At 63.1% G+C, this 11,300-nt stretch carries 7 protein-coding genes, 5 tRNA genes and 1 pseudogene; 6 read left to right on the plus strand and 7 right to left on the minus strand.

Going from position 1 to position 11,300, the window contains the following annotated elements; all coding sequences use genetic code 11:
* The 6 genes and pseudogenes from ACHMW6_RS21805 (at position 1) to ACHMW6_RS21830 (ending at position 8,390) form a co-directional block, all read left to right on the plus strand.
* The gene (locus tag ACHMW6_RS21805) at positions 1–978 is read left to right on the plus strand and encodes a family 43 glycosylhydrolase (RefSeq protein WP_395399863.1); all 978 of its coding nucleotides are present in this window, start codon (positions 1–3) and stop codon (positions 976–978) included.
* On the plus strand, positions 978–2,219 hold the full coding sequence (locus ACHMW6_RS21810) for a LamG-like jellyroll fold domain-containing protein (protein ID WP_395399865.1): 1,242 nt from the start codon (positions 978–980) through the stop codon (positions 2,217–2,219). The genes ACHMW6_RS21805 and ACHMW6_RS21810 overlap by 1 nt, the downstream gene beginning before the upstream one ends.
* Positions 2,143–3,342: a glycoside hydrolase family 32 protein gene (locus tag ACHMW6_RS21815; protein WP_395408686.1), complete on the plus strand. Its 1,200-nt coding sequence runs from the start codon at positions 2,143–2,145 to the stop codon at positions 3,340–3,342. The genes ACHMW6_RS21810 and ACHMW6_RS21815 overlap by 77 nt, the downstream gene beginning before the upstream one ends.
* A 13-nt stretch (positions 3,343–3,355) precedes the next feature.
* A pseudogene (locus ACHMW6_RS21820) lies at positions 3,356–4,420 on the plus strand (ABC transporter ATP-binding protein); the annotation flags it as partial.
* A gap of 38 nt (positions 4,421–4,458) precedes the next feature.
* Positions 4,459–5,385 carry a carbohydrate kinase gene (locus tag ACHMW6_RS21825; protein WP_395399867.1) on the plus strand — a complete coding sequence of 309 codons (927 nt, stop codon included), beginning with the start codon at positions 4,459–4,461 and terminating at the stop codon, positions 5,383–5,385.
* A gap of 155 nt (positions 5,386–5,540) precedes the next feature.
* On the plus strand, positions 5,541–8,390 hold the full coding sequence (locus tag ACHMW6_RS21830) for a TonB-dependent receptor (protein WP_395399869.1): 2,850 nt from the start codon (positions 5,541–5,543) through the stop codon (positions 8,388–8,390).
* 301 nt (positions 8,391–8,691) lie between these two features.
* On the opposite strand, the gene ACHMW6_RS21835 is transcribed toward ACHMW6_RS21830, so the two are convergent.
* The 7 genes from ACHMW6_RS21835 to pgsA form a co-directional block, all read right to left on the minus strand.
* A complete protein-coding gene (locus ACHMW6_RS21835; protein ID WP_395399871.1) occupies positions 8,692–9,609 on the minus strand; it encodes an alpha/beta fold hydrolase in 918 nt (305 codons plus the stop codon).
* A 444-nt stretch (positions 9,610–10,053) separates the two neighbouring features.
* Positions 10,054–10,127: transfer RNA gene (locus tag ACHMW6_RS21840), tRNA-Cys, on the minus strand.
* A gap of 53 nt (positions 10,128–10,180) precedes the next feature.
* Positions 10,181–10,256: transfer RNA gene (locus ACHMW6_RS21845), tRNA-Gly, on the minus strand.
* 14 nt (positions 10,257–10,270) lie between these two features.
* Positions 10,271–10,346: transfer RNA gene (locus ACHMW6_RS21850), tRNA-Gly, on the minus strand.
* Positions 10,347–10,385: 39 nt separating this feature from the next.
* A tRNA-Gly gene (locus ACHMW6_RS21855) sits at positions 10,386–10,461 on the minus strand.
* A gap of 63 nt (positions 10,462–10,524) precedes the next feature.
* A tRNA-Gly gene (locus tag ACHMW6_RS21860) sits at positions 10,525–10,600 on the minus strand.
* Positions 10,601–10,682: 82 nt separating this feature from the next.
* A complete protein-coding gene (pgsA, locus tag ACHMW6_RS21865) occupies positions 10,683–11,267 on the minus strand; it encodes a CDP-diacylglycerol--glycerol-3-phosphate 3-phosphatidyltransferase (protein ID WP_395399873.1) in 585 nt (194 codons plus the stop codon).
* Between the last annotated feature and the right edge of the window lie 33 nt (positions 11,268–11,300).

Genomic DNA, 11,300 nt, shown 5'->3' on the forward strand with positions numbered 1-11,300 from the left:
ATGACACTCAAACTCGACGACAAATTCATCTGGGACTTCTGGCACTACGCCGAAGACGGCCTGCAGCACCTGTTCTTCCTGCAGGCCGACCGCTCCATCGGCGATCCCAACCTGCGGCACTGGAACGTATCCGTTGGCCACGCCGTGTCGCGCGACCTGCGCCAGTGGGATTACCGCGGCACGGTGTTCGCGCCGGCCGCCTCGCCGTCGTGGGACGACTACACCACCTGGACCGGCTCCGTGATCCGCGCCGAGGGACGCTACCACCTCTTCTACACCGGCACCTGCCGCGCCGAGAACGGCATGCGCCAGCGCATCGGCCATGCGACCGCCGACAGCCTGGATGGTCCGTGGCAGCGCGTGGGCGATGGCCTGGCGCTCGATATCGACGAGCGCTATTACGAGGAGCACGCGGAAGGACGCTGGCACGACCGCGCCTGGCGCGATCCCTGGGTGCTGCCGCAAAAGCTGGACGGCATATATCACATGTTCTTCACTGCCCGCCGCAAGGACGGCGACAAATTCGCGCGCGGCGTGATCGGCCATGCCGTGTCCCCCGACCTGGTCACGTGGACGGCAACCGAACCGGTGTACGCTGGTGGTCATTACGGCCAGCTCGAAGTGCCGCAGGTGTTTGAACGGGACGGCCGCTGGTACTGCGTGTTCTGCAATATCCGTGAACACTGGACCGACGCGCAGCGCGAACAGATGGATGGCGGCGTCTCCGGCACGCACTATCTGGTGGCGGAACACCCGCTGGGCCCATGGCGTCCCGCGCCGGGCTTCCTCGATGGCGACGTGCCGTGCAGGCGTTACGCGGGCAAGATCCTGCCCGATCCTGTGACGGGGCGTGACTGCCTGCTGGCCTTCCTCGATACGGGCCCGGACGGCAACTTCGTCGGCGCGATCAGCGGTCCCATTCCCCTGCGCCGGGAGGATGGCCTGTACCGCCTGGATGACTTTTTTCGGGGCCAATAATGACAACGATGGACAATATGCGTAGAGCGACGGCTGCGGCGTTGCTGGCAGCGCTGGCGGCGGCCAGCTGCGGCGGCGTAAAAGCGGCGGCTGACAGCACGAGGCCTGCCGCCGACATCGCGCACTGGTCTTTCGATGAACAGCGCGGCAGCACGGCACTGGAGTCGGTATCGGGCCGCGCCGACAAGATCGAATACGTCTTCAACACGGCGCGCTACAAGCCATCCTCCGATCCGCTGTGGCGCCCCGCCCCGGCCTGCATCCGCGGCGGCTGCCTGTTGTTCGACGGCTATTCGACCAAGATGACCGTGCCCGCACTCTCCGTGGCGCAGCTGCAGAATGGCTGGACCCTGAGCGCCTGGGTAGCGCCGCATGCCTTCGAATGGGGCGATGGCGGCAATTACTCGGCCTTCCTCAGCCAGTTCGACGAGCAGTCCAGGCAGGGCTTTTCCTTAGGCATGTACCGCTTCGGCACCTGGGGCATCCGCCTCGGCTTCGGCAGCGAGAACATCGATGTGCGCGTGCGCGGCGCCGTGCTGCCGCGCGATGCCTGGTCCTTTGTCGCCGCCAGTTATGACCCTGCCGCACGCCAGGTGCGCCTCTACCTGAACGGCGAGCAGGTGGCCAATGCCGCGGCGCCGGCCGGCGCAACGTTCACGTTGCCACAGCGCCCCCTGGTCGTCGGCAGCCATTCGCAGTCTGTAATGCTGGAAGGCGTGTTCCGCCTGAACAGCTTCCTCGGCCTGATGGACGAAGTGCGCATCAGCGCCGGCGCGGCGAGCGCGGGTGAACTCAAGCGCAGCATGGCAGCCGACCTGGGGGCGCATGGCGGCAAGCCGCCCGCATTGACGATGAGCGATGTCAGCGTGGGCCGGGAAGTATTCGATGGGGACCGCCACCGCCCCCAGTTCCACGCCATGCCCAACTACGGCTGGATGAATGAACCGCACGCGCCCTTCTATTACAAAGGCAACTATCACCTCTTCTTCCAGAAGAATCCCTTTGGCCCTTTCTGGCACCAGATCCACTGGGGTCACTGGACCAGCCCGGACATGGTGCGCTGGCGCGAGCTGCCGATGGCGCTGGCGCCGGAGAACGGCGAGCTGCGCGCCGGACGGCATCTGGTCCGGCAGCGCCAGCTACGCGGCAGACGGCACGCCTGCGCTGTTCTTCACTGCGGGCAACGACAGCGCCGCCACGCGCGAGCGGACCGGCCTTGCGGTGCCGGCGAACGTCAATGATCCTGACCTGCTTGCGTGGAAAATGCATCCGGTGCCGGTAACGCTGCCGGAACCCGGCGCCACCAGCGGCGGCAATTTCCGCGATCCCTTCGTATTCCGCGACGAACAGCGCGGCAGCTGGTTCCAGCTGGTGGGCGCGCTGCTGCCGGCCGGCAGCGGTTCCGCGCTGGTGTACGAATCGCAGGACCTGAAGAACTGGCGTTACCGCGGCCCGCTGTTCTCCATCGATCCCGCGAAATACCCCGCCTTCGCGCGCACCTTCGAACTGCCGGTACTGCTGCCGATCGGCGCCGGCAAGGATGGCCGCCAGCGCCATGTGTTCCTGGCCGACGTGGGCGCCCAGGCCTACTACTGGGTCGGGGTATTCGATCCCGCCACGGCACGTTTCGTCCCCGAAGGCGAAGCGCCGCGCGTGTTCGACCTTGGCGAACGCCATTTCTCCGGCCCGAGCGGCATGGTCGACCCCAGGACGGGCCGCAGCATCGTGTTCTCCATCGCACAGGGCGAGCGCACGCTGCGGGCCGAGTGGGCGAGCGGCTGGGCCCACAACGCCGGGCTGCCGGTGACGATGTCGCTGGGGGAGGATGGCGACCTCCGCCTGGCCCCGATCGAGGAAATCAAGTCGCTGCGCGGTAGTCAATTGCTGGACCTGCGCGACTCCACGGCCGCCGAGGCCGGCCGTGCACTTGCAGCCGTGGGCGGCGACATGCTGGACATCGAGCTCGAACTGGCGCCCGCACCGGGCAGCGCCGCGAAACGCGGCCTGGTCCTGCGCCGCACGCCGGATCACGCCGAGCGCACCGAGTTGTATGTGGACAGTGCGGGCGCCCGCTTCGAAATTGACCGCCAGCGCACCACGCTCGATGCGGAAGCGCTGTCGCGTGGCGTGCAGGGCGGGCCGTTCGACCTGCGCGGCGAGAATGTCCGGCTGCGCGTGCTGCTGGACCGTTCGATGGTTGAGGCTTACCTGAATGGCCGCAAGAGCCTGACCAGCCGCGTCTACCCTTCGCGCCTCGACGCCACCGGCCTTGCCCTGCTGGCCGGTCCCGAGGACCGCATTGTCAGCCTCCAGGTGTGGCGCATGCTGTCCCTGACCGGGCAGCCCGCCGCGCCCGCACGATAGAACAGGAATCGCAATGGCATCCATCACACTGAACCGGGTCGCCAAGACCTATCCGGGCAAGGACAGCACTTACATCATGAAGGATGTTTCCTTCGACATCGCCAGCGGCGAGTTCGTGGTGCTGGTCGGTCCGTCCGGCTGCGGCAAATCGACCTTGCTGCGCATGATCGCAGGCCTGGAGGAAATATCGGGCGGCGACATCCTCATCGACGGCGAGCGCGTCAACGAGGCGCCGCCGGCAAAGCGCGGCCTGTCCATGGTGTTCCAGAACTACGCCTTGTATGCCCATATGAGCGTGTTCGAAAACATCGCCTTCGGCCTGAAGCTGGCACGGGTACCCCGTGCCCAGATCGACACCGCCGTGCGCGGCGTGGCGAAGATGCTGCAGCTCGAGCACCTGCTGGAGCGCCGGCCGCCGCAGCTCTCGGGCGGCCAGCGCCAGCGCGTGGCGATCGGGCGCGCCATCGTACGCCAGCCGCGCGCCTTCCTGTTCGACGAGCCGCTGTCCAACCTCGATGCCGCGCTGCGGGCTGACATGCGGGTCGAGATCGCGCGCCTGCACAAGCAGCTCGGTGCAACCATGATCTACGTAACGCATGACCAGGTGGAAGCCATGACGCTGGCGGACCGCATCGTGGTCCTCGGCCCTTCCGGCGTGCAGCAGATCGGCCGCCCGCTCGAACTGTACGACGAGCCGGCCAATACCTTCGTGGCGGGCTTTATCGGCAGCCCGAAAATGAATCTGGTACCGGGCCGGATCGATGCGGCGGGCCGCCTGCTGATCGGCAATGGCATCGCCATCGATTGGGCGGGCGCCGGCGCCCTTAGTGGCCCGGTGACGGTCGGCATTCGCGCCGAGCATCTGGCGCCGGACCCCTCGGGCCCGATTCGCGGCAACGTGCTGCTGGTCGAACGCCTCGGCGCCGAATCCCATGTCCACCTTTCCGTGCCGGGCCTGGAGCGGCCGCTGGTCGTGACCTGCAAGGAGGATGCGCCGCGCGACGATGCCATCCTGGCCGTTCGCCCGCCACGGGCCGCGTGCATGTCTTTGACGAAAACGGGCAGCGCATGGCGCCGGCAATGCCCAACCGACTGGAGGCCGTATGATCGCCGTATGTGGAGAAGCGCTGTTCGACGTCTTTCCCCCAGCAGCAAACCGCTACGGGCCTCGAACTTTCGGCGCGCAACGGCGGTTCGCCTTTCAATCTCGCCGTCGGACTGGCGCGTCTGGGCGAAGCACCGATGTTCTTTGGCGGCCTCTCGCGCGATGTGTTCGGCCAGCGGCTGCAAGCTGCGCTGCTGGCGGAAGGCGTGAACCTGGACGCTGCGCCGCGTTCGGACGCGCCCTCCCCGCTGGTCATCGTCAGCCTGGACGACACCGGCCATCCCGCCTACGCCTTCTACGGCAGCAATACCGCCGAATGCCAGGTGCAGCTGCCGCACCTGGCGCTGCTGCCTTCCGATGTACGCGCCGTGCACGTCGGCTCCTACTGCATGGTGGCCGAGCCGGTGGCATCGACGCTGCGCGCGCTGATCGAGCGCCAGCATGGCCGCAGCCTGATCGCCTACGACCCCAATGTGCGCCTGACCATCGAGCCGCGCGTGCAGCGTTGGCGCGATGCGCTGCAATGGATGCTGGGCCGCAGCGACATCATCAAGATCAGCGAGGAAGACATTCAAGCGCTCTACCCCTCGCTCTCCATTGACGCCTTCATCGAGCAGGCCATGCTTTCCGGCGTGGCGCTGACCGTGGTCACACGCGGCGCGCAAGGCGTGGTGGCGCGTACAGCCACGGCGGGCCGCCTCGAACTGCCTGCAACGCGGGTGGACGTAGTCGATACCGTCGGCGCGGGTGACACCTTCCAGGCAGCGCTACTGGCCGGCCTGTCCCGCGCAGGCCAGTTGCGGCGAGCAGCGCTGGAAGCAATGGACCGCGACAGCCTGGCGCACGTGCTGGCCTTCGCCAGCCGGGCCGCTGCGATGACCTGCTCCCGGCGCGGGGCCAATTTGCCAACGCTGGCCGAGCTTAACTCGGCCCTTTAATGACAACGATGGACAGCGGGATTCCGCAGCCTTAATATGACAACGATGGACAGGAGGTGCAGTCGAAGCAGATACGATCAACGTAAAGCGACATGAGAGCGGCCAGCCCGGAGCAAGGCCGCCCCGACTTACAGAACAATTACGGAGATACCCTTATGCGTTATTCGATTTCCCGCTACATCGGCCAGTCCGCCGCCCTCGCAATCTGTCTGTTACCGGCGCTCGCATTCGGCCAGCAGAATGCCGATGCCGCCAATCCGCCCGCCGAACTGGGCGGCGCCAGCGAAAAAGTGCAGAAGACGGAGGAACCGCAGAACGTGGTGATCGTTACCGGCGTCACCCGCGTCACCACCAAGAAGAATGCGACCTTCTCCATCAATACCATGAGCGCTGAAGATATCCAGCGCGTCGCGCCCATGAGCACGGCCGACCTGCTGTCCAACCTGCCCGGCATCTATGCCGAAGGCAGCACCGCCGGCGAAGCGAGCAACAACATCACGGTGCGCGGCCTGCCCGTGGTGGGCGGCTACCGCTTCGCGCCACAGCTGATCGACGGCCTGCCGGCCTACGAGGAGCCGGAAGCGCCGCTGATGAACAACGACGTCTTTATCCGCGACGACCTGATGACGGAAAGCATTGAAGCGGTCAAGGGCGGTCCCGGCGGCATCCTGTATTCCAACGGCCTGGGCGCCACCGTCAACCATATTTCGCGCACGGGCGGCGACCGTCTCGAGGGCGGCTACAAGATCGAGTATGCGGACTATGGCTTCATCCGCCAGGACGCTTTCGTGTCCGGCCCGCTGAACAGGAACGTGACGGGCGCAGTAGGCGGCTTCTACCGGCGCAGCAACGGCATCCGCGATACCGGATACACCGCCGACCGCGGTGGCCAGATTCGCGGCAACCTGGTCTACACCAGCGACGACCGTACGCTCACGGCACGCGTCGATGGTCTGGCCATCAACGACCGCACGGCCTTCTACCAGAACCTGCCGATCTCCGTGCCGCGCCTGAGCAAGAGCGGCACGCCGTCCGATCCCACCGTGATCAACCAGGACACGGTGCAGCCACTCGGCATCGACTTCGCGCACGGCACCACCGCGTCGCCCAACAACCGCTTCTTCAATATGATCGGCGAGTACGGCACGCGCACCATCGACCAGGCGGACGGCATCCACCCCGACTTCAAGATGCTGACGCTGAAGGTGACCAAGGACCTGGAATCGGGCCTGCGCCTTTCCGCCGGCGCGCGCCATACGGGCGGCAGCAATGGCTTCAACGCCGTCTTCACGGGCAACGACACCAACAGCGCCACCAACTTCCTCAACGCGCGCTTCCAGAACGATGTGATCTCGCCGGCACATTCGGCGGCCCTGAGCTGCAATCTCACGAACGCAAAGCTGATCGGCTATTTCAAGATCCCGTCCAGCAATCCCTGCGGGGCTTTCGCCAATATCAGCCGCGACGACTTCGTACGCAACTACGCCAAAGTCACCGGCGTGGCGGGCGCCTGGCTGAATGACGGATCGGCCGTAAAGCCGAATGACTACCTGAACTTCCTGATTCCTTTCGTGGCGCGGGTTGAAGCCAGGAGCGACATCCTGGACCTGAAGGCGCAAAAGACCTTCGAGGCATTCGGCACGCATGACCTGACGATGGGTGTGTACGGCAGCCGCTATACCTTTGACCCCAACTTCCAGGCCTCGCTGATGGTGGGCGAAAGCGCAGCCAATTCGCGCCTGGCCGACCTGAAGGCAGTCGATGCCAGCGGCAAGCAGGTCGGCCCCTCGCTGACCAGGGACAGCGCCATCCTGCCCGGCTGGTTCGGCTTCGACAGCCATGTGAAGGCCGATGGCCGCGCCGCCTACTTCCTCGATCACTGGGAAACGATGGGCGGCAAGCTGAAGATCGATGGCGGGGTGCGCTGGCAGGAAGTCAAGGCCAGCGTCAATCGCCGCGACCGCGATACCTCGGTCGACATGACGCCGGCCGGCGTGGTTGTCGGGTCGACCCAGGATACGGCGGCCGACGACGCGATTCTCGTCCCCGGCAAGCCCTACCTGCTGAACAGGAAATACCATGGACTTGGCTGGTCCCTCGGCGCCAACTACAGCTTCAGCAAGCCGTTTGCGGTATACGGCCTGGTGTCGCGCGCTTTCCGCCTCCCCAGCCTGGAGGACCTGAACAATCTCGCGACCGCCACGCCGCCGGTGGTGAACGGCAAGCCGGTGGAAATCGAGGCGATTGAACATATTCGCCAGTACGAAACGGGCTTGCGCTACCTGACCCGCGAATTCGGCGCCGCGGTGGCCGTGTTCTACAACGACTTCACGCCACGCAGCGCGGTGAACGTGTACAAGGACCTCAACTCGCCCTCCTGCGCTACGCTGGGCGGCGTTACCCAGATCAATTCCTGCCCGGATGTGGCGCAGCTGTACAAGCGCGGAGTGAAGAACCTGGGCACCGAGATCGAGCTGTCCTGGCGCCCCGGCTTCGCGGAAGGACTCGAGCTGAAAGGCAGTGTGCTGGCGCAGAAGCCTGAAATCAAAGGTGCAAATTACACCTTCACCCAGGCAGACCGCGACTCGCAGGGCGTGATCACCGGCTACCACTATGTGCAGGTCAGCGAAGACGGCCGCCGTCCGCGCCGCCTCGCCAAGCTGATGGCCAACTTCATGCCTTCCTATGATTTCAAACATGCGACCGGTGTGCCGCTGACCGTCTACGGCCAGTACCAGTACACGGGCTCGCGCTTCTCGGAAGCGACGGATACCAATGTCACGCTCTATCCGTCCTATTACGTCCTGAACCTCGGCGCGCAGTACCAGTTCTCCGAGCGCCTGACCGGCCAGCTGTTCGTGGCCAACGCGACCAACCAGCTGTCCTTCACCGAAGGCGATCCCCTGTTCGTCGACCTGACGACACCGGACGGCACCCGCAATCGCGGCGTCGCCCGTCCGCTGTTCGGACGTACCTTCCGCGTCAGCCTGACCTATCGATTCTGACCCGAAGCCAGCGGCCGCCCCCGGGCGGCCGCGTCGGTCTCTGCCTCTGCCATGCAGTCACCAGTCGACTACATGCGTCCTGCACGAGACCGCTTTGAGGCCATCTGAACGCAAAAAAGCACGGGGGTTCCGGGCATTCCACAAGCTAAGTGCTTGACTTTTCTGAGGCGAGAAAGGGAGTCGAACCCTTCTAGACGGCTATGCAGGCCGTTTGAGCCTGTGGCCCCAAAAGACATCTGGTTCGAACCAACAAGAATGGATGGCGCATGGCGAGGAGCAGTCACCACACGCCATCGAGGCATCACTTAGGAAGTGTGCGCATGAAGGACGACGTGATGTTCGCAACGTCGTCGAGCTTGGTATCCATCACAAAGTGGCCGCCATCGAGAATATGCACTTCTGCCGCGGGATTGTCCCGTTTGAAGGCATGCGCCCCTGGCACGATAAAGGCCGGATCGTACTTGCCCCAAATGACGAGAGTCGGACGCTTGTGCTGGTTGAGCCACGCTTGCCACCGTGGGTAAGCTGCGAGGTTGTTTTGGTAGTCATAAATCAGGTCGGCTTGTATCTTGGCCTGCCCAGGACGATTTAAGTACGCATGCTCGTCCATCCAAAGGTCGGGGTCGTAGGCTTCAACAATTGGGTCAGTCCCGATATGTCGAGCTTTTGTGACCGCGATGGATTGATGCGCCGTGATTACATCCCTTTCGTGAGCTGCACGGTCCGCCCAGAACGGCTTGCGCTTCTCCCACATCGGGCCGAGTCCTTCCTCATAGACGTTCCCGTTCTGGAAGATCAGCGCGCGCACAGAATCAGGCCGCGCTGTCACCATGCGCATCCCTACGGGCGCACCATAATCCTGCATCAGCAAGACATACCTCTGCATTCCCAAAACGTCAGCAAATTTTTGCATCACGTTTGCCAGGTTATCAAATGTGTAGGTGAACCTCGAGGCATCAGGGGCGTCGCTGTTACCGAACCCTGGATAGTCAGGCGCCACTAAATGATATTGGTCGCCGAGCTTGCGCAGCAAGCCGTCGTACATCCGAGAAGAGCTTGGTACGCCATGCAGCAGCAATAGGGCCGGCTTGCTCGCGTCCCCTGCCTCTCGATAGGCGATGTTGATTCCATCTACAGTCACGTTGCGATAAGCAACCGGTGCGGATTGCGCAACGCCTGCGAGAGTTACCAGGGCTGCGGCGGCCAAAGTCTTCTTCATGTGGTTCTCCGATGGGCTGAAAATGCATGCACTGTAGCGCGATGCATTTCCAATGAGAACCTTGTGAGAAGAAACAGACTATTGCGCAGGACGATTGATTGCTCGCCAGGGGGTGTCCGAGCAGAAGGCAATCAATTCGATAAAGATAGCCGCCCAGGCTAACGAAATCATATCGCTCGCTCCCGACTGCTCACCCGTATTCAAACAGGAGGAATAGCGCGAGATGTGACGGTCCAGACATATGCTCGCTGACCAGCGAACGGGCATCGCGATCAACCTGCGCTACCGACAAATCATCACCGGCTTTTGAGGGATATCAAAAAAAATGGCCCAGGTTGACACAGCCATTAACACAATCCCATCTCCATCCCGCATAAAAAAATCCCCGACTGAGCGGGGATTCTTATCAGATTTGCCGATCACGGCAGCAAACCCTTGATGTTTTGGAGGCGAGGACGGGAGTCGAACCCGTCTAGACGGCTTTGCAGGCCGCTGCATAACCGCTTTGCTACCTCGCCAGAGGCAACCTGATCGACAACGGCAGCCGGTTACTGTCTGCCGTTCGGAATTCTGGAGCGGGAAAAGAGTCTCGAACTCTCGACCTCAACCTTGGCAAGGTTGCGCTCTACCAACTGAGCTATTCCCGCATTGGGTGAACTACTGGAGCGGGAGAAGAGTCTCGAACTCTCGACCTCAACCTTGGCAAGGTTGCGCTCTACCAACTGAGCTACTCCCGCTTGGAGTGACAACTTTTACTACTTACTGCTCCGATGAACTGGAGCGGGAGAAGAGTCTCGAACTCTCGACCTCAACCTTGGCAAGGTTGCGCTCTACCAACTGAGCTACTCCCGCATTTCAAAGGAACCGTATTATCGCAGAAACATTCCTAACTTTCCAGCGATTGTTGCTGATGACTGGAGCGGGAGAAGAGTCTCGAACTCTCGACCTCAACCTTGGCAAGGTTGCGCTCTACCAACTGAGCTACTCCCGCTTTGCTCTTACTGCTCGCTGTCATCAACAGCAGGCCAGCATTATAGATGATCCAAATACCCTGTCAAGGGCAACATTTGCATTTAGGTCAGACTGCCCGCTTTTTCCTTGATGAGCGGCCAGGCCTTCTGCAGGTAGTAGCACATCGACCAGACTGTCAGCACGGACGCCAGCCACAGCAGCTTCTCGCCCCAGTAGCGGGTGTCGATGGCGCCGAACACGACTTCGTAGTACAGCAGCATGGGAATCGCCACCATCTGGGCGGCGGTCTTGATCTTGCCGAGGGAGCTGACGGCCACCGATTTGGAGGCGCCGATCTGGGCCATCCACTCGCGCAGGGCGGAAATCGTGATTTCGCGGCCGATGATGATGAAGGCCAGGATGGCGTTGCAGCGGTCCAGCTGGACCAGCACCAGCAAGGCGCCGGCGACCATCAGCTTGTCCGCCACCGGATCGAGGAAGGCGCCGAAGGCCGAGGTCTGGTTCCAGCGACGGGCAAGGAAGCCGTCGAACCAGTCGGTGATAGCGGCGACGATAAAGACCAGGGTTGCCGTGAAATTGCGGTCGTGCAGGGGAAGCCAGTTTTCGGGGAGATAGAAGACGCCTACTACCAGGGGAATCAGTGCTACGCGGAGCCAGGTTAGCAGAATCGGAATATTGAAGGGCATAGGCGATCTTGTTGAATTGTAGTTATGCGCCGT

Source organism: Pseudoduganella sp. UC29_106 (assembly GCF_044055365.1).
GTDB lineage: Bacteria > Pseudomonadota > Gammaproteobacteria > Burkholderiales > Burkholderiaceae_D > Rugamonas.